18 protein-coding genes and 1 pseudogene are annotated in these 19147 nt (G+C 62.5%); 14 read left to right on the forward strand and 5 right to left on the reverse strand.

The window, feature by feature from the left end:
• Positions 1–81 precede the first annotated feature (81 nt).
• Both A9K68_RS14435 and A9K68_RS14440 read left to right on the forward strand, forming a co-directional pair.
• A complete protein-coding gene (locus A9K68_RS14435) occupies positions 82–1620 on the forward strand; it encodes a trimethylamine methyltransferase family protein (protein ID WP_065009928.1) in 1539 nt (512 codons plus the stop codon).
• A gap of 118 nt (positions 1621–1738) precedes the next feature.
• Entirely contained in the window at positions 1739–4180 is a 2442-nt protein-coding gene (locus A9K68_RS14440; RefSeq protein WP_065009896.1) for an FAD-dependent oxidoreductase, read from the forward strand.
• 19 nt (positions 4181–4199) lie between these two features.
• On the opposite strand, the gene A9K68_RS14445 is transcribed toward A9K68_RS14440, so the two are convergent.
• Positions 4200–4592, reverse strand: a complete 393-nt coding sequence (locus A9K68_RS14445; protein WP_065009897.1) for a DoxX family protein — start codon at positions 4590–4592, stop codon at positions 4200–4202.
• Positions 4593–4772: 180 nt separating this feature from the next.
• On the opposite strand from A9K68_RS14445, the gene A9K68_RS14450 reads away from it, so the two are divergent.
• A complete protein-coding gene (locus tag A9K68_RS14450; protein WP_246811377.1) occupies positions 4773–5261 on the forward strand; it encodes a hypothetical protein in 489 nt (162 codons plus the stop codon).
• A 90-nt stretch (positions 5262–5351) separates the two neighbouring features.
• On the opposite strand, the gene A9K68_RS14455 is transcribed toward A9K68_RS14450, so the two are convergent.
• Positions 5352–6128: a VOC family protein gene (locus A9K68_RS14455; RefSeq protein WP_065009899.1), complete on the reverse strand. Its 777-nt coding sequence runs from the start codon at positions 6126–6128 to the stop codon at positions 5352–5354.
• A gap of 173 nt (positions 6129–6301) precedes the next feature.
• Between A9K68_RS14455 and A9K68_RS14460 the strand changes: the two are divergent.
• The 7 genes and pseudogenes from A9K68_RS14460 (at position 6302) to A9K68_RS14490 (ending at position 11972) form a co-directional block, all read left to right on the forward strand.
• Positions 6302–7020, forward strand: a pseudogene (locus tag A9K68_RS14460) (gamma-glutamylcyclotransferase).
• Positions 7021–7158: 138 nt separating this feature from the next.
• On the forward strand, positions 7159–8523 hold the full coding sequence (locus A9K68_RS14465) for an NAD(P)-dependent oxidoreductase (protein WP_065009901.1): 1365 nt from the start codon (positions 7159–7161) through the stop codon (positions 8521–8523).
• A 2-nt stretch (positions 8524–8525) separates the two neighbouring features.
• The gene (preA, locus tag A9K68_RS14470) at positions 8526–9839 is read left to right on the forward strand and encodes an NAD-dependent dihydropyrimidine dehydrogenase subunit PreA (protein WP_065009929.1); all 1314 of its coding nucleotides are present in this window, start codon (positions 8526–8528) and stop codon (positions 9837–9839) included.
• 109 nt (positions 9840–9948) lie between these two features.
• Positions 9949–10467 carry an Rrf2 family transcriptional regulator gene (locus A9K68_RS14475; protein ID WP_065009902.1) on the forward strand — a complete coding sequence of 173 codons (519 nt, stop codon included), beginning with the start codon at positions 9949–9951 and terminating at the stop codon, positions 10465–10467.
• Between the two features lie 11 nt (positions 10468–10478).
• Complete coding sequence (locus tag A9K68_RS14480; RefSeq protein ID WP_065009903.1) at positions 10479–10937, forward strand: carboxymuconolactone decarboxylase family protein; 459 nt, start codon at positions 10479–10481, stop codon at positions 10935–10937.
• Positions 10938–10996: 59 nt separating this feature from the next.
• Positions 10997–11374, forward strand: coding sequence for a DoxX family protein (locus tag A9K68_RS14485; RefSeq protein ID WP_065009930.1), 378 nt, complete (start codon positions 10997–10999; stop codon positions 11372–11374).
• A gap of 103 nt (positions 11375–11477) precedes the next feature.
• On the forward strand, positions 11478–11972 hold the full coding sequence (locus A9K68_RS14490) for a DUF3592 domain-containing protein (protein WP_156768427.1): 495 nt from the start codon (positions 11478–11480) through the stop codon (positions 11970–11972).
• Positions 11973–12237: 265 nt separating this feature from the next.
• Here A9K68_RS14490 and A9K68_RS14495 read toward each other — a convergent pair whose 3' ends face one another.
• Complete coding sequence (locus tag A9K68_RS14495) at positions 12238–13059, reverse strand: SDR family NAD(P)-dependent oxidoreductase (RefSeq protein WP_065009905.1); 822 nt, start codon at positions 13057–13059, stop codon at positions 12238–12240.
• A gap of 216 nt (positions 13060–13275) precedes the next feature.
• A complete protein-coding gene (locus A9K68_RS14500; protein ID WP_065009931.1) occupies positions 13276–13905 on the reverse strand; it encodes a TetR family transcriptional regulator C-terminal domain-containing protein in 630 nt (209 codons plus the stop codon).
• 254 nt (positions 13906–14159) lie between these two features.
• Here A9K68_RS14500 and A9K68_RS14505 point away from each other — a divergent pair, with 254 nt between their 5' ends.
• The 4 genes from A9K68_RS14505 (at position 14160) to A9K68_RS14520 (ending at position 18693) form a co-directional block, all read left to right on the forward strand.
• A complete protein-coding gene (locus A9K68_RS14505) occupies positions 14160–15488 on the forward strand; it encodes an aspartate aminotransferase family protein (protein WP_065009906.1) in 1329 nt (442 codons plus the stop codon).
• Positions 15489–15557: 69 nt separating this feature from the next.
• Positions 15558–16808 carry a Zn-dependent hydrolase gene (locus tag A9K68_RS14510; RefSeq protein WP_065009907.1) on the forward strand — a complete coding sequence of 417 codons (1251 nt, stop codon included), beginning with the start codon at positions 15558–15560 and terminating at the stop codon, positions 16806–16808.
• A 62-nt stretch (positions 16809–16870) separates the two neighbouring features.
• Positions 16871–18322, forward strand: a complete 1452-nt coding sequence (hydA, locus tag A9K68_RS14515) for a dihydropyrimidinase (RefSeq protein WP_065009908.1) — start codon at positions 16871–16873, stop codon at positions 18320–18322.
• Complete coding sequence (locus tag A9K68_RS14520; RefSeq protein WP_246811378.1) at positions 18319–18693, forward strand: hypothetical protein; 375 nt, start codon at positions 18319–18321, stop codon at positions 18691–18693. The genes hydA and A9K68_RS14520 overlap by 4 nt, the downstream gene beginning before the upstream one ends.
• 35 nt (positions 18694–18728) lie before the next feature.
• On the opposite strand, the gene A9K68_RS14525 is transcribed toward A9K68_RS14520, so the two are convergent.
• Entirely contained in the window at positions 18729–19133 is a 405-nt protein-coding gene (locus A9K68_RS14525) for a cupin domain-containing protein (protein WP_029351539.1), read from the reverse strand.
• Positions 19134–19147 lie beyond the last annotated feature (14 nt).

A 19147-nucleotide genomic window follows, 5' to 3' on the forward strand; every position in this document is an offset into this window, starting at 1 on the left:
ATGCCGCCTTGGCTAAAATCACGCCCGCGGGTGGCGGATTTCTGACAGCCCGATCCTCGGGCCGGCGCTTTGATGCCCCGCATGAACGAACCGAGACGCAAGCGCGGCGCCGAGCGAACCAGCAACCGGGGACTGGCCGCCATTCCGCAACTGCCGTTGCGCCGCGTGACAAATCCCTATCCGCCAATGGCGATGCTCTCGGCCGACCAGATCGAGGCTATCCACCAGGCGTCGATGCACATTCTGGAGAATTTCGGCATCGAGGTGATGAGCCGGCGGGCGCTTTCGCTGTTCGAGAATGCCGGGGCCAAGGTCGATCAAGCGTCGATGACCGTCCGCATCGACCGCGGTATGGTCGACCAGGCACTGCGGACGACGCGGTCGAGCTATACGCTGACGCCGCGCAACCCGGACCGTACCGTTCATCTCGGCGGCAACACCATCAATTTCACACTGGTCGCCGGGCCGCCCAATGTGCATGACATGGAACGCGGCCGCCGCGCCGGAAACCTGCGCGACTATTGCGATCTCACCCGGCTGGCGCAGCATTTCAACTGCATCCACATGCTGGGCAATCAGGTCTGCGCTCCGGTGGAGCTGCCGGCCAATTCACGCCACCTCGACACCTATTTCGCCAATCTGACGCTGACCGACAAAAGTTTTCACGTCTCGGCGATCGGCCGCGGCAGGGCGCTCGACGGCATCGAAATGATGGCAACCGCGCGCGGACTGACGCTTGATGAGATGCGCGACGACCCCGGCGTCACCACCATCATTTCGGTCAACTCGCCGCGCCGCTTCGACGAGATGATGGCCGAAGGGCTGATGACCATGGCCGAGTTCGGCCAATCGGTCGCGGTGACGCCGTTCACGCTGATGGGGGCGATGAGCCCGGTGACGCTTGCCGGCGCGCTCGCCCAACAGAACGCCGAGGCGCTGTTCGGCGTGCTCTTGACGCAGCTTGTCCGCCCTGGCGCCCCGGTCATGTATGGCGCCTTCACCTCCAATGTCGACATGAAGTCCGGTGCACCGGCGTTCGGCACGCCGGAGAACACCAAAGCCAACATCGCCTCCGGGCAGCTGGCGCGGCGCTATGGACTGCCCTACCGGACGACGCCGGGCTCGGCCTCCAACGCCGCCGACGCGCAGGGCGCCTATGAGACGCTGATGGCGCTGTGGGGCGCGGTGCTCGGCCACGGCAATCTCGTCTACCACGCCGCCGGCTGGCAGGAGGGCGGGCTGACCGCGTCGTTCGAAAAGTTCATCATCGACGTCGAGATGATCCAGCACATGATGGAGTTTTTGCGCCCGATCGAAGTCAACGAGGCCGAACTCGCCGTCGAGGCATTGGGGGCGGTGCCGACCGGCGGCCATTTCTTCGGCGAGCCGCACACGCTGGAGCGCTACGCCACCGCCTTCTATCAGCCGATGCTCTCCAATTGGCAGAATTACGAGGCCTGGCAGGAGGCCGGCGGGCTCGATGCCACGGCGCGTGCGACGCGGCTGTGGAAGAAAGCGCTGGAAGATCATGTCGAGCCGGCGATGGATATTTCCGTGCGCGAGGCGCTGGAGGCGTATGTGGCAAAGCGCAAGGAAGCGATCGGGCAGGGCGAGCCGTGATGTTGTGTCCTGCGTCCTCGAGAACCCCCTCTGGCCTGCCGGCCAGAGGGGGTGATTTAGCTCCTTCCATCCCGATTCACGTCACCCGTCCAACCCACTGAAATAAACGAGAAAATCCATGAAATCGCATGCAAAGGTCGTGGTCATTGGCGGAGGCGTCGTCGGCTGTTCCGTGCTGTTCCATCTCGCCCGTCACGGCTGGACCGACATTTTGCTTCTGGAGCGTGACGAGCTGACCTCCGGCTCGACCTGGCATGCGGCCGGCGGCATGCATACGATCAATGGCGATCCCAACGTCGCCAAGCTGCAGAAATACACGATCTCGCTCTATAAGGAGATCGAGGAGCTGTCCGGCCAGGCGACCGGCGTGCATCTGACCGGCGGCGTGCTTTTGGCGGCGACCGAGGCGCGGCTCGACTGGCTGCGCGGCGTCGTCGCCAAGGGACGCTATCTCGGCATCGACCTCGAGGAGATTTCGCCGAACGAAGCGGCCGAACTGATGCCGCTGCTCGATCCAAAGCAGTTCGTCGGCGCCGTCCGCAACAAGGAGGACGGTCATCTCGATCCATCGGGCGTCACCCATGCCTATGCCAAGGCTGCGAGAAAACTTGGCGCCGAGGTTGAGCGCTTCACCAAGGTCGAGGGCATCGTGCGCCGCCCCGACGGGCTGTGGCGCGTCATCACCAACAAGGGCGACGTGGTGGCCGAGCATGTCGTCAACGCCGGCGGTCTATGGGCGCGCGAGGTCGGCCGCATGATCGGGCTGGAACTGCCGGTGCTGGCCATGGAGCACATGTACCTGATCACCGAGGACATGCCGGAAGTCGCCGCCTGGAACCAGAAGACCGGCACGGAGATCATCCACGCGGTCGATTTCGACGGCGAGCTCTATCTGCGCCAGGAGCGCGGCGGCATGCTGATGGGTACCTATGAGAAGGCCAATAAGCCATGGTCCGAATTTTCCACGCCGTGGAATTTCGGCCACGAACTGCTGGAGCCCGACATCGAGCGCATCGCGCCGTCGCTGGAAGTCGGCTTCAGGCATTTCCCGGCCTTCCAGAACACCGGCATCAAGCAGATCATCAACGGTCCCTTCACCTTCGCGCCGGACGGCAACCCGCTGGTCGGACCGGTGCGGGGCCTGCCGGGTTTCTGGGTCGCCTGCGGCGTCATGGCGGGTTTCTCACAGGGCGGCGGCGTCGGCCTGGCGCTGGCGAACTGGATGATCGAGGGCGATCCCGGCGCCGACATCTGGGCGATGGATGTCTCGCGCTACGGCGACTGGGCGACGATGGCCTACACCAACGCCAAGGTGCGAGAGAATTATTCGCGGCGTTTTTCCATCCGCTTCCCCAATGAGGAGCTGCCTGCCGGGCGGCCGCTCAAGACCATGCCGGTCTATGACCTTTTGTCGGCCAAGGGCGCGCAATGGGGCGTGGCCTATGGGCTGGAAGTGCCGCTGTGGTATGCGCCCGAGGGCGTTAAGGACGAGTTCTCGTGGCGGCGCTCGAGCAATTTCCAGCATGTCGCAAAAGAGGTGAAGACGGTGCGGACACGTGTCGGCCTGTCGGAAATCTCGTCATTCGCCAAATACAGGGTGACGGGCGAGGGCGCGGCGGGCTGGCTCGACCGCCTGCTTGCCTGCAAGCTGCCAAAACCCGGCCGCATGACGCTGGCGCCGATGCTGAAGGAAGACGGCAGGCTGATTGGCGACTTTTCGCTGGCCAATCTCGGCAGTCCCAATTCCAACGGGGAGGACTGGTTCCTCGCCGGCTCCGGCATTGCCGAGCAGTATCACATGCGCTGGTTCGAGGCGCATCTGCCGCAAGATGGCTCGGTCCGTATCGAGGCGCTGGGGGCGAAGCTGACGGGCCTGTCGATCGCAGGACCCAAGGCGCGGGACGTGTTGGCCAGAGTTACGCGGGCGGATGTGTCGAATGCGGCATTTCCGTTCATGGCTACGGCCAAGATGGATGTCGGCATGGCGCCGTGCCTGGTCGGCCGCGTCAGCTACACCGGCGATCTCGGCTACGAGATCTGGGTGGCACCGGAGTATCAGCGTGCCGCGTACCAGACCTTGATGGCGGCGGGCGAAGAATTCGGCATCGGCCTGTTCGGCTCACGCGCGCTCAACGCGCTGCGGCTTGAGAAGAACTACGGCTCGTGGGCGCGCGAATACCGGCCGATCTACGGGCCGCTCGAAGCCGGCCTCGACCGTTTCGTCGCCTATGGCAAGGAGGCCGATTTCATCGGCAAGGAGGCTGCAGTGGCCGAGCGCCAGCAAGGCGGCAAGCTGCGGCTGCGTACCTTTGTCGTTGATACGGCAGACGCCGACGTCATCGGTGACGAGCCGATCTGGTTCGACGGCGCCGTGCGCGGCTGGGTCACGTCAGGCGGCTACGCGCACCATTCGGAGACGTCTGTGGCCATGGGCTATGTCCCGAAGGAAATCGCCGATGAGGCCGACGGTTTCCAGATTGAGCTGTTGGGCAAGCGCTTTCCCGCGCGCGTGCAGCCGACACCGCTGTTCGACGCGAATCTCGAGCGGATGCGGGGGTAAAGGCGCCGCTGGTGGCGGCTCAAGCACTGCGGCGGTTGTCCAGCGCCAAGGCGCCGGGACCGGCGAACACAAGATAGAGGAAGATGAAGCAGAAGGAGATTGCCGCATCGCCGCCATTGTTGACCGGGAAGAAGTCACGCGGCATGTGGGCCATGAAATAGGCGATCGCCATCTGGCCGCTGAGAAGGAACGCGACCGGCTTGGTGAACAGCCCCAAAACCAGCAGGATGCCGCCGACGAATTCGAGGACGCCCGCGGTGAGCGATAGGCCGCTCAGGGTGCCGGCATGATCGCTGACCGGCAAATTGAACAGTTTCTGGGTGCCGTGCTCCATAAACTGCAGCGCCGTCATGATGCGCAATGCCGCGAGAGCCTGCGGCTGGTATCTGGCGAGACCGTCAAAAAACTTCAAACCCCTCGGGATCGGCCATAAATTATGGCCAGGCAATGGACCACTCACTTGCCATGGCCTGCCATCAACAATCGGTGATTGGAAATGATTTACCTCATATATTTTTTCTCTCTATGGTTGCATTTATATCTCTGTGGTTGTATTGATGTGTAGCTCCAAACCATGCGGGTTACCTTTGCCATGAAAAAAGTCGTCGTCAGCCTATTTGCAATCCTTGCAGGCACGAGCGTCGCCATAGCCGACAACGCCAGCTGTGCTGCTTTCAAATGGCCGGTGACGCGCGAGCAGGCCCTGTTTGCGGCAGCGCCCGCCGCGCAGTCCGGGGCTGACCTTTCGGTCGGCGAGGCTGCAGATGTGGCGTTGGCGCCGGTCGACACGATCAGCTTCACAGTTCCGCCGGAACGCGCGCCGGCAGCCGGTACATTCGGCGCGACGGCAAGCGTAGCCGTGCCCCCTGAGGGAGAGCTCCAGATCAGCCTGTCTGATGAGGCCTGGGTCGATGTCGTTCAGGACGGCAGGGCCGTGAAGTCGGCGGCTTTCAGTCGTATGAAGACCTGTCCGGGGATTCGCAAGAGCGTGCGCTTCAAGCTGGCCGCCGGTCCGGCCACCGTGCAGTTCAGCGGCGCGAAAAAAGAGACCCTCAAGGTCGCGGTGCTGACGCCGGAGTAATTCTCGAAGGGGCCGGAAGGACAGGGCTCCTCCTTGTCCTGCCGGACATCTCCCCCAATTGGGGGAGATCGGCCACTGCTGCCGACGTTGTTACCGCACCGGCGCCGTTAGCGCGAAATGGGCGCCTTGCGGGTCCGTGCACATTACGATCCAGCTTCCACCCGGAACCTCCATCGGGCCCACCAGGATTTGACCGCCATTGTCGGTCACGCGCTTGGCCGCCGCGTCGATGCTAGGTACATTGAAATAGAACTGCCAGACCGGCACGGGGATCTGCTCGGGCTTGTTCATCATGCCCCCAATAGGTTCGCCGCCGGCGGTAAAGAGCTGGTAGATGCCCATCGGCCCCATATCCATGGCATCGCCCGTTTCCCAGCCGAACTGGTCGGAGTAGAAATCGAGGGCCGCCTTCCAGTCTGATGTATAGAGCTCATGCCAGCCGATACTGCCAGGAGTGGTGGCCGGCAGGGCAGGTTGGTCCGGACCGTCGGGCTGCAGGAAATTGAACACCGCGCCTTGCGGATCGGCGACGACGGCAAAACGACCGACACCGGGGATGTCGTCGGGTTCGCGGTGAACAGTGCCGCCCGCCGCCTTCAACGACTTCGTCGCAGCGTCGACATCCCTGGTATGGATGTAGCCGACCCAGGCCGGCGGCATGCCCGTCTTGCGCACTTCTTCTGGCTGCGCCATCAGCCCGGCAACGCCGCGCTCGCCGACATTCATGACCATGTAACGAGGCATGCTTGGCGCCCCGTCGAAAACCTGCGCTTTCCAGCCGACCACATTCGTGTAGAAGGCCTCGGCAGCGTCGAGATCGGTGGTCATTAGCTCGTACCAGAAGAAGGGCATGGGGGTTTCTGGCATCGTCGTGCTCCTTGCGTTTCTGTCGTTGATCGTGTGCGATCCATCCTAGGACGATCTTCGCGACGTGAATCCGACACTTGGGTCAAGAACCGACCGAGGCAAGGCACCGCCGTTCAAGTCTTGCGTACTTCGCGGTTTTCGCCTTTCCTTTGGTCAACGAGGGGTGTTGGTCCATGCGCCGGATGTCGCTCACTTCAGAGCTTGTCGCGCTATGCCATCGGGAGGAGGCCGATCCCGGTCCCGATGGAAGCTGGACGCAACTGAACGATGAGGATTTCCAGACCCTCGCGTCGCGGCTATCGAGCGAAGCAGGCGCGCGCCCCTTGTGGGTGTTCGCCTATGGCTCGCTGATCTGGAAGCCGGCTTTCGAGTCCGTCGAACGACAGCGCGCTACCGCTTTCGGCTGGCACCGGTCCTTCTGTCTCGACATTGCCCGCTGGCGCGGCAGCGCTGCGCAGCCGGGACTGATGATGGCGCTCGAACGAGGTGGCCGATGCGATGGTGTGATCTACCGCTTGCCGGAGGGGGAAAAGCCGCTGCAGATCGAAAAACTGTTGCGGCGCGAGATCGACGATCACGAGAGTGTCGGCTCGGTCAGGTGGCTTCCGGTGCGTACGGCTCAAGGCACGCTCAGCGCGCTGGGCTTCTGGGTCGGCGTAACCGGCAGGGGGCACCTCGCTCAATCAGCCCTTGGAAAATGTGGCGCGGGTGCTGGCCAGGGCATGCGGGCATGTCGGGTCCGGCGCCGAATACCTCTACAACACCGTAAGTCACCTGGAAGAAATTCGGCATTCGTGACCGCAATTTGTGGCGGCTGCAGGAACTGGTCGCGGACGAGATCAGGTCGATCCATGGCCGCACCCCCGGGAAGGGCCTCCTCTCCACACAGTGATCGCGTGAAATCTCGATAACATGAGTTATTTTATCATATTTTATTGTGGGTTTTCAGCGGCTTGCGTCGAAAATTGACCAATTGATAAAAAAACAAAACGTGTTAGCCTTCCTCAAAACCACAAGAATGGGGAGCGGAATGGCGACTGGTCATTTCAAGCAGGGCATTGCCGGCGGCCGGCTTTCGCCCGAACAGTATGCCGATAATTTTTCCGACCTGCATCCGCCGCTCGATGATCACGAGGCGCTGGTCGAGTCCGATCGCTGTTATTTCTGCTACGACGCACCCTGCATGAACGCATGCCCGACCTCGATCGACATCCCGCTGTTCATCCGCCAGATCTCGACAGGCAATCCGATCGGCTCGGCCAAGACGATTTTCGACCAGAATATTTTGGGCGGCATGTGCGCCCGCGTTTGCCCGACCGAGACGCTGTGCGAAGAGGTCTGCGTGCGCGAAGTGGCGGAAGGCAAGCCGGTGCAGATCGGCCGCCTGCAGCGCTACGCCACCGATGTCGCCATGGCTGAGAATAAGCAATTCTATGCGCGCGCCGCCCCGACCGGCAAGACGATCGCCGTGGTCGGCGCCGGACCGGCCGGCCTTGCCGCGGCCCATCGGCTCGCCCGCCATGGTCATGACGTGACCATCCTGGAAGCCCGCCCGAAAGCCGGCGGTCTCAATGAATACGGCATCGCCGCCTATAAGAGCATCGACAATTTCGCCCAGGCCGAGGTCGATTATATCCTGTCGATCGGCGGCATCGACATCCAGAACGGCAAGGCGCTCGGCCGCGACTACCAGCTGTCGGACCTGACCAGGAATTACGACGCGGTGTTTCTCGGCATGGGGCTTGGCGGCGTCAACGCCCTGCGCGCCGACGGCGAGGAGGCGCAAGGCGTCACCAATGCGGTTGAGTTCATAGCGGAGCTTCGCCAGGCCAGCGATCTTGCCAGCCTGCCGGTCGGCCGGCATGTCGTCGTCATCGGCGGCGGCATGACGGCGATCGATGCGGCGGTGCAGTCGAAGCTGCTCGGCGCCGAAGAGGTGACGATCTGCTACCGGCGCGGGCAGGAGCACATGAACGCTTCCGAATTCGAGCAGGATCTGGCTGCCGCCAACGGCGTCGTCATCCGTCACTGGCTGCAACCGAAGCGGGTCATTGCCGAAGGCGGCAAGGTGTCGGGCATCGAACTCGAATACACGGCGATGGATGGCGACAAGCTCGTCGGCACCGGCGAGCGGCTGACACTGGTCGCGGACCAGGTGTTCAAGGCGATCGGCCAGAGCTTCGTCCCGGCTGCGCTCAACGGCAGCGGTGCCTTGCTTGCTTTGGAGGGCGGCCGCATCAGGGTCGATGTCGAAGGCCGCACTTCGTTGCCAAACGTCTGGGCCGGCGGCGACTGCATCTTCGGCGGCGACGACCTGACAGTCTCCGCCGTCGCACAGGGCCGCGACGCGGCCGAATCGATCCACCGGGCACTGACCTCAAACGGGAGGGCATGAGCATGGCAGATATCAGAAACAATTTCGTCGGCATCAAATCGCCGAATCCGTTCTGGCTGGCTTCGGCGCCGCCGACCGACAAGGCCTACAACGTCATCCGCGCCTTCAAGGCGGGTTGGGGCGGCGTAGTGTGGAAGACGCTCGGCGAAGAGGGGCCGCCGGTGGTCAACGTCAACGGTCCGCGCTACGGTGCGATCTGGGGCGCCGACCGCCGCCTGCTCGGCTTGAACAACATCGAGTTGATCACCGACCGCGACCTGCAGGTCAATCTGCGCGAGATCAAGCAGGTCAAGATGGACTGGCCCGACCGCGCCATCGTCGTCTCGCTGATGGTGCCTTGCGAGGAGCATGCGTGGAAGGCCATCCTGCCGGTGGTCGAGGAGACGGGGGCCGACGGCATCGAGCTCAATTTCGGCTGCCCGCACGGCATGTCGGAACGCGGCATGGGCTCGGCGGTCGGCCAGGTGCCGGAATACATCGAAATGGTGGTGCGCTGGTGCAAGGCCAACACCCGCATGCCTGTTATCACCAAGCTGACGCCCAACATCACCGATGTGCGCAAGCCGGCGCGTGCCGCCCTTGCCGGCGGCACCGACGCGGTGTCGCTGATCAACACCATCAATTCGATCACCGGCGTCAATCTCGATAGTTTCGCACCGGAGCCGACAATCGACGGCAAGGGTTCGCATGGCGGCTATTGCGGCCCGGCGGTGAAGCCGATCGCCATGAACATGGTGGCCGAGATCGCCCGCGATCCGGAAACGCACGGGCTGCCGATCTCCGGTATCGGTGGCATCACCACGTGGCGCGACGCCGCCGAATTCATGGCGCTCGGCGCCGGCAATGTGCAGGTGTGCACGGCGGCGATGACCTATGGCTTCAAGATCGTGCATGAGATGATCGCCGGCCTGGAAAACTGGATGGACGAGAAGGGCCATGCCTCGCTGGACGACATTATCGGCCGCGCCACGCCCAACGTCACCGACTGGCAATATCTCAACCTCAACTACGTCGCCAAAGCGCATATTGACCAGGACGCCTGCATCAAATGCGGCCGCTGCCACATCGCCTGCGAGGACACTTCGCACCAGGCGATCACCGCAATCGTCGACGGCGTCAGGCATTTCGAGGTGATCGAGGCGGAATGCGTCGGCTGCAACCTCTGCGTCAATGTCTGCCCGGTCGAGAACTGCATCACGATGGAGCCGCTGGCGGCTGGCGTGATGGACCAGCGCACCGGCAGACCGGTGTCGCCGGTCTACGCCAACTGGACGACGCATCCGAACAATCCGATGGCCAAGGTGGCGGCGGAATAGGGCGCAGCCTGTTGTGGAAAGCGGCGCCTGCGGGCGCCGCTTTTCAAATCGCTATTGCAGATAATAAATATCCACGATAATATGTATCCATGAATTGGAGATCAGCACAATGAAGCTGGGCGAGGGCGTCGAAGCGGCCATCCACTGTGCCGCGATGCTTGCCGGCATGGAAGGCGAGGCGACCATGCCGGGTGCTGCCATGGCGGAAGCGTTCGGCCTGTCGCCGAGCTATCTCCTCAAGCATCTCAACGCGCTGACGGCGTCGGGCATTCTGGAATCGGTGCCGGGGCCATCGGGCGGTTACCGACTGGCGAGGCCGGCCGCGCGGATAACGCTGCTCGACATCGTGCTCGCCGTGGAAGGAGGCGAACCGGCCTTCCGCTGCGGCGAAATCCGTCAGCGCGGGCCGGTCAGGCTCGATGCCTCGGTCTATGTCAAACCCTGCGGCATCAACGTCGCGATGCTGAAGGCTGAGCGCGCCTATCGCGCCGCTCTTGCCGAGGCGAGGCTGTCCGACATCGTGGCGGGATACATGAGCGATGCCGATCCTCGTTCAGTCGCCGCAAACTGCGCCTTTGTCGAGCGCCATCAACGACCGCAGAAATCGAGTGCAACCAAGCAAGCATGAAAGGTAAAGCGATGAAACAGAGGCTGCAATTTTTCGGTGCGGCGCCGGCGATCATGAAAGCGGTGTCGGCGCTCAACAAGACGGTCGACGAATGCGGGCTCGAGAAAAGCCTGTTGCACCTGATCAAGCTGCGGGCGTCGCAGATCAATGGCTGTTCGTATTGCGTCGAGATGCACAGCCGCGAGGCGCGCCATGACGGCGAGACCGAACAGCGGCTTTATCTCGTCTCCGCCTGGAAGGAATCGCCGCTGTTTTCCGCGCGCGAACGCGCTGCCTTCGCCTGGACCGAAGCGGTGACGAAGATCGCCGATAACGGTGTCTCGGACGAACTCTATGCGCGGACGCTCGAGCATTTTCCGGAAGAGGAACTGGTCAAGCTGTCTGTCGCGCTTGGCATGATCAACACCTGGAACCGGCTTTGCATCCCGTTCCAGGCTATTCATCCGATGCCAGCGGCGAACGCCGCCTGAGCGGTCGAACCGGCGCGCGGCCTTGCGCCGCGTGCCGTTTTTGTTTGGAGATCAATAAGATGTTGGCGAATTTTGAGAATGAGATTCTGTTTGCCGCCCGCCTGCTGCTTGGCGGCGCGTTCGTCTTTGCCGGTCTGCGCAACATCCAGAATGCAGGCTTCCTGACCAAGTTGATGGCGACGCGCGGCGTGCCGCAGGCGCGGCTGATGCTGTGGCTGGGGATCGTCCTGCAGATCGTCGCCGGAGTTCTGGTGTTATCAGGTGTCTGGACCGCCGCCGCCGCTCTGTGCCTGGTGCTGTTCCTTGTCATCGCTACGCCGATGTTCCACAATTTCTGGGATCATCAGGGGCCCGAGCGCGCGTCCCGCATCAACGGCTTTGTCGGCAATGTCGCGCTGACCGGAGGATTCCTAGCGCTGATGGGCCAGGCGCTTTAAGGAGAATCGCCCAGCCGATATGGTATGAATTGGCATCTGCGCATTAATCGCTCCGTTGCGATTGGCTCGTATGATTGGCTCAGTTTCGCTTGTCGGAGCCTTTATGGAGCAAAGCTGGAATAGCTTCTGGGGAAGCGTTTCGCAGGCCTTTCACCTCGCGCTCTCGCCGCTTCGGGCGCTTGCCGAAACATTCGGCTATTTTCCGAGCGATATCCAACTCTGGTGCTTCGTCTGCGGCCTCTTTTTCCTGGTGCTTGTCGTACCCCACACCTATGGCGATCTCGTGCTTCGGCACCGTCGCGTCTATGTGACAGGCAAGGTGGTGGAGATAAAGATGTCCGACGACTCGCCCAGAACGCCGACCATCGAATTCGCCGATCGCCTCGGCAAGATCTGGCGCTTTGAATCGCATTTGCCGGTCAATAACACGACCGGTTCGGTCGGAGCGGCGGTAAAGGTCATGTATGACCCCCTGCATCCGAACCGGGCACGGGAAGTGGGGCGGCCGATCATGACGGCAACCCATACGGCGGTCTGGTATGCCATTATCGCCGGGCTAATGGCGCTTGCCTTCTGGCCCGGCCTGACATCCGACTGAGCCATTTCGAACAGCGTTCCATACCGCTTGTTTTTGCATGTCGTTATCCCAAACCGCTGCCCACCCTCGGGTCAAAGCCCGACGGCAGGTTTGGGCGACATGCACTATGCGGCAAATCGCAGGCTGGCCCCGCCAAGGCTGCGCCATGCCCCCTTGAGCCGGTGATGGTCACCTTCATACCCGGGCCAAGCAGCTTCCGCGCCGAGGCTGATGCTGGACGAGCCGCCGACGATCACGGCATTTCTCAGTCATGAATGCCCTTCCTTCATATCGGGGAGGGGCGCCCGACGAGGTCAAGGCTCAGTGTCCGCAATTGTTGTCTTGCCTTTGCGTCATAGGCTTGCGCGTTGGCGCGAGATTCATTCTGGCCGTCGAAATAGAGGCCGCTCCGCTCTTCGAGCGCTGGCGATGTCGCGAGGTTGAGGATAGCGTCGGCGCCCGTCTCGACCGAGTTCCACGGCGTGATGCCTGCCTGCCGGACCATGGTCGTGTTCATGTAGCTTGCGGGATGCAGGCTGTTGACGGTCACATTGGTGCCCTTCAGTTCCTGCGCCAGATCGATGGTGAACATGATCTGCGCCAGCTTGCTCTGGCAGTAGGCGCGGACGCTGTCGTAGTTGCGGGTCAGCATGACATCGTCGAAATCGATCGCCTGCTGGCCGGCCGAGGCGACGTTGACGATGCGCGCCGGCGCGCTCGCCTTGAGCAGCGGCAGAAGCTCCGATGTGAGCAGGAAGCCGGCGAGATAGTTTACGGCAAAGCGCAGTTCGTAGCCGTCGGCGCCGACTTGTCGTTTGGTGCCTGCGGTGCCAATGCCGGCGTTGTTGATGACAATGTCGAGTCGGTCAGTCCTGGCGCGCACGGCCTCGGCGAGGCGGCGGACCTCGACCAGGGACGAGAGGTCGGCGACGAGAAGCTCGGCCTTGCCACCAGCGGCTTCGATCTCGGCGACCGCCGCCTGGCCCCGTGTCGCATCGCGACCATGCACCAGGACCCGCGCGCCGCCGGCGCCGAGCCTTTGCGCGACCAAGCGGCCGACGCCGTCGGTCGATCCGGTGATGAGGACGGTCTTGTCTTTCAGTTCCATGCTCGGAGCCTCCATGTCATTGCTCTGAGTGGAAGATGGGACGTCCGGCACCGGTCAAACAGGTCAAACTTTATCCTGGTATCGATACTGCCTATATGCCGATGGGTCCCCCGACGCATTCAGCCGATGCTGGCCGCAGCCCGTCAGCTTCGTCATCCTCAGGCGCAGCAAGGAGCGGAGCGACGCAGCGCAGACCCCAGGATGGCGAAACGAGAGTTAGCCCTTCGGCTTCAGCCCGTCGACGAACAATTGCTCGAGAAACCTTGCCGCATCCTCGAAGCGGCCGTCGCCGCCGCGGTCGGGGCCGAGCACGGCGCGGACCTGAACGTCGAAATCGGCGTAGTGCTGCGTCGTCGCCCAGATCGAGAAGATCAGGTGCCAGGGGTCGGTGCGGGCGATCTTGCCGGCGCGCATCCAACCCTTGATGATGGCGGCCTTCTCGTCGACCAGAGTCTTCAGCTCGCCTTCAAGCATCGGCATGATGCGCGGCGCGCCCTGCAGGATCTCGTTGGCGAACAGCCGGCTTTCCCTAGGAAAATCGCGCGCCATTTCGAGTTTGCGCCTGATGTAGCTGCGCAATTCGGTCAGGGGATCGCCGATGTCGTCCAGTTCGCGCAACGGCGCCAGCCAGGTGTCCAGAAGCCGCTGCATCAGCGTCCCGTGGATATCCTCCTTGCGGCGGAAATAGTAGAGCAGGTTCGGCTTCGACATGCCGGCGGCTTCGGCGATCTGGTCGATGGTCGAGCCGCGAAAGCCATTGGTTGAGAAGACCTCGAGCGCCGCCTCCAGGATGAGCTCGCGCTTTTCCTGCTGGATGCGGGTGCGGCGCGGGGCAGGGGTGTCCATGCCTGTCGTCATCCCCGCAGGACATTGCCGCGAGGGTCATCTGGACCAATTCTCTGGACCAGTTTTTCTCCGGCCTGTGGAGCGCGCCTCAGCTGCCGCATTTCCGCTAGTAATCCTTGACCGCCGACAGGGCGGTGCTAACGTTTGTCCGATCGGTCAAAAATTTGCGTAGCACGAAAACGCAGCAGAGACCAAGTGTCGGGAAGACCAAGCGTTAGCCGCACCGAAACAGGTTACAAGGGGAAGTCTTGGTCATGTCCAACCGGCTGAAAGTCACGCCGAACGATCTCAGCGCATTCTGGATGCCGTTCACGGCGAACCGGCAATTCAAACAGGCGCCCCGCATGATGGTGTCCGCCAAGGACATGCATTACACGACCAGCGACGGGCGCAAGGTTCTCGACGGCACCGCCGGCCTGTGGTGCGTCAATGCCGGCCACTGCCGGCCGAAGATCACCGAGGCGATCCAGCAACAGGCCGCCGAACTCGACTATGCGCCGGCCTTTCAGATGGGCCACCCGATGGTCTTCGAACTGGCGAACCGTTTGGTCGACCTCGCGCCGAAGGGCATGGACCACGTGTTCTTCACCAATTCCGGATCGGAATCGGTGGAGACTGCGCTGAAGATGGCGATCGCCTACCATCGCGCCAAAGGTGAGGGCTCACGCACCCGCCTGATCGGCCGCGAGCGCGGCTATCATGGCGTCAATTTCGGCGGTATCTCGGTCGGCGGGATCGTCACCAATCGTAAGATGTTCGGCACGCTGCTCGGTGGCGTCGACCACATGCCGCACACGCATCTTCCCGAGAAGAATTCGTTCACCAAGGGCGTGCCCGAGCATGGCGCGGAATTGGCCAACGAGTTGGAGCGCATCGTTGCGCTGCATGATGCCTCGACCATCGCGGCCGTCATCGTCGAGCCGGTGGCCGGTTCCACCGGCGTCATCCTGCCGCCGAAGGGCTATCTCGAGAGGCTACGCGAGATTTGCACCAAGCACGGCATCCTGCTGATCTTCGACGAGGTCATCACCGGCTTCGGCCGCCTCGGCACGCCGTTTGCCGCCGACTATTTCGGCGTCACCCCCGATATTATGACGACCGCCAAGGGCGTCTCCAATGGCGTCATCCCGATGGGCGCGGTGTTCGTCAAGAAGGAAATCCACGACGCTTTCATGACCGGTCCCGAGCATATGATCGAGTTCTTCCACGGCTACACTTATTCGGGCAATCCGATCGCCTGCGCGGCAGCCCTCGGCACGCTCGACACCTACAAGGAAGAGGGCCTGCTGACCCGCGGCGAGGAACTGGCGCCGTATTGGGAAGACGCGCTGCATTCGCTGAAGGGCGAGCCGAACGTCATCGATATCCGCAACATCGGCCTGATCGGCGCGATCGAGCTGGCACCCATCCCCGGCAGTCCGACCAAGCGTGCCTTCTCGGCCTTCGTCAAGGCGTTCGAGCGCGGCGCCCTGATCCGCACCACCGGCGACATCATCGCGCTGTCGCCGCCGCTGATCATCACCAAGGGCCAGATCAACGAATTGATCGATCATGTGCGTGAAGTGCTGAGGGCGGTGGACTAGATACTCCACAACGTATAGGGCGGCGACGGGAACCGTCGCCCTATACGTGAATAGATGAGAGGAACTTGAATGGCCGCTCCGGGCGAGAATCTGCGAATCAATTCAGACCGTTTGTGGGATTCGATAATGGAGATGGCGAAGATCGGCCCTGGCATTGCCGGCGGCAACAATCGCCAGACGTTGACCGACGAGGACGGCGAGGGGCGGCGTCTGTTCAAGCGCTGGTGCGAGGCAGCCGGCCTCGAAATGGGCCTCGACGAGATGGGCACGATGTTTGCCCGCCGCGAAGGCACTGACCCTGATCTGCCGCCGGTCTATGTCGGCAGCCATCTCGATACTCAGCCGACCGGCGGCAAGTATGACGGCGTGCTCGGGGTACTCGGCGGGCTGGAGATCGTGCGCTCGCTCAACGAACTCGGCATCAAGACAAAACATCCGATTGTCGTCACCAACTGGACGAACGAGGAAGGCGCGCGCTTTGCGCCAGCCATGATGGCGTCCGGCGTCTTCGCCGGCGTGCTCGATCAGGCCGACGTCTACTCGCATGTCGACAAGGACGGCAAGAAATTTGGCGAGGAGCTCGAACGCATCGGCTGGAAGGGCACCGAGAAAGTCGGCGCGCGCCAAATCCACGCCTTCTTCGAGCTGCATATCGAGCAAGGTCCGATCCTCGAGGACGAAGGCATCGACATCGGCGTCGTCACCCATGGCCAGGGACTGAAATGGCTGCAGGTGACGTTGACCGGCAGGGAGGCGCATACCGGCTCGACGCCGATGCCGAAGCGCCGCAACGCCGGGCTCGGCATGGCGCGGGTGATCGAGCTGGTGCACGAGATCGCCATGGACTACCAGCCCGATGCCGTAGGCGCGGTCGGCCACATGGAAGTCTATCCGAACTCGCGCAACATCATCGCCGGACGCACCGTCTTCACCATCGACATCCGCTCGCCGGAAAAGGAGGTGCTCGACGCGATGGACGCGCGCATCCGCGAAGGCATCGACACGATCTGCGAGGCGCTCGATATCAAATATCAAATCGAGCAGGTCGGCCATTTCGATCCGGTCGCTTTCGATGCGGGCTGCGTCAAGGCTGTGCGGGATGCGGCGGAGCGCCTGGGTTATACGCATCGCAACATCGTCTCCGGCGCCGGCCACGACGCCTGCTGGATCAACCGCGTCGCGCCCACCGCAATGGTGATGTGCCCGTGCGTCGACGGGCTGTCGCATAATGAGGCCGAGGAAATCACCAAGGAATGGGCGGCGGCCGGCGCCGACGTGCTGTTCCACGCGGTGGTGGAAACAGCGGTGATTGTGGAGTGAACTAGAAACCAAGCTTCCGAACGCCGCTCACCAAGAAGCGCGAGAAAAACAAGGGAACAAAAATGACCAAAGTCATCAAGAACGGCACCATCGTCACCGCCGACCGCACCTGGAAGGCCGACGTGCTGTTCAAGCACGGCAAGATCATCGCCATCGGCCCGGACCTGCATGGCGACCACGAGTTCGATGCCACCGGCTGCTATGTCATGCCAGGCGGCATCGATCCGCACACCCATCTCGAAATGCCGTTCATGGGCACCTATTCGGCCGACGATTTCGAGAGCGGCACGCGCGCCGCCCTTGCCGGCGGCACCACCATGGTCGTCGATTTTTGTCTGCCGGCGCCGCAGCAGTCGCTGCTCGAGGCCTTGCAGATGTGGGACAATAAAACCTCGAAGGCCTCCTGCGACTATTCCTTCCATATGGCGATCACCTGGTGGGGCAAGCAGGTGTTCGACGAGATGGCCACCGTCGTCGACAAGGGCATCACCTCGTTCAAGCACTTCATGGCCTACAAGGGCGCGCTGATGGTCGACGACGACGAGATGTATTCGTCGTTCCAGCGATGCGCCGACCTTGGCGCGCTGCCGTTGGTTCATGCCGAGAATGGCGATGTGGTGGCGGCGCTTTCGCAGAAGCTTCTGGCTGCCGGCAACAACGGCCCGGAGGGGCATGCCTATTCGCGCCCGCCGGAGGTCGAAGGCGAGGCGACCAACCGCGCCATCATGATCGCCGACATGGCCGGCGTGCCGCTCTATGTCGTGCATGTCTCCTGCGAGCAGGCTCACGAAGCCATTCGGCGGGCGCGGCAGAAAGGCATGCGCGTCTTCGGCGAGCCGCTGATCCAGCATTTGACGCTCGACGAGAGCGAATATTTCAACAAGGACTGGGATCATGCGGCGCGCCGCGTGATGAGCCCGCCCTTCCGCAACAAATTGCATCAGGATTCGCTGTGGGCCGGCCTGCAGGCCGGATCGCTGCAAGTGGTGGCGACAGACCATTGCGCCTTCACCACCAGCCAAAAGCGCAACGGCGTCAGCGATTTCACCAAAATCCCGAACGGCACCGGCGGACTCGAGGACCGCTTGCCGGTGCTGTGGACGACGGGCGTCAACTCCGGCCGGCTGACGATGAACGAATTCGTCGCCGTGACCTCGACCAACATCGCCAAGATCCTCAACATGTATCCGAAGAAGGGCGCCATCGTTGAAGGTGCGGACGCCGACATCCTCGTCTGGGACCCGAAGCGCAAGAAGAAGATCACGGCCAAAAAGCAGCAGTCGGTGATCGACTATAACGTCTTCGAAGGTTTTGAGGTGACCGGCCTGCCGCGCTATGTCTTCTCGCGCGGCGAACTGTCGATCCAGGAAGCTGAGGTCAAGGCGAAGCCCGGCCATGGGGAGTTCGTCGCTCGCGAGCCGAATGCAGCGGTCAACCGGGCGCTGTCGACCTGGAAGGAAATTTCCGCACCGCGCAAGGTGGAACGCACCGGCATTCCGGCGACCGGGGTGTGAGCTTGGCGCGTTCGGCAGCGATCGCCTCACTGGTTGTGGCGAGCATTACCGGCGTACCGGCAGCGGCTGAGGTTCTTGCCGGTTCCTATGGCAATGATGTCGGTTGTGCCGGTGCATGGCTCGGCTATCAGGACAGCGATGCCTATGTCGTGCTGACCGCCGACGGCGTCGAAACCTATGGCAGCGGCTGCCGGTTCGCGCGGCAACTGGTGACGGCGCCTGGTACGCAGTCGTTGAGCTCGACCTGTTTCGCTGAAGGCGAGGAGGGAACGAAGACTGAGACCGTCAAGGTCACCAACAAGGGAGCTGACGGTTTCTTCGTCACCATTCCCGGCCTTGAAGAGATAGGGCCGTTGAAATCATGTTCGTGACGGTGCCGATGATGGCCTCTCCGCCGATGCCGACCTCAGGCGACCAGCCCATCCAGTTCCGGCAGCAGGACGACACTTTCCTGTTCGTTGGGATCGGTGCGGGCGATGACAGCCGAGGCCGAACTGTCGCTCAGATTGGCCGGCAGATGCGGCACCCCGGCAGGAATGTAGAAGAGGTCGCCGGCCTTGACCACGATCTGCTGTTCGAGTCGGTCGCCATACCAGGTATGAACCTCGCCGGAGAGCACATAGATCGCCGTTTCATGGCTTTCGTGCATATGCGCCTTGGCGCGGGCACCGGGCGGCATGGTCAGCAGGTGCATGCAGATGCCGGTCGAGCCGACCGTCTCGGCGGCGATACCGGTGAAATAACTCAGTCCCTGCTTGCCTTCATAAGAGCTTTCAGGGCGGATAAGATGACAAGTGGGTTTGGACGACATCTGGGATGCTCTGG

It is taken from the genome of Mesorhizobium sp. AA22 (genome assembly GCF_001672375.2).
Taxonomy (GTDB): domain Bacteria; phylum Pseudomonadota; class Alphaproteobacteria; order Rhizobiales; family Rhizobiaceae; genus Mesorhizobium; species Mesorhizobium wenxiniae.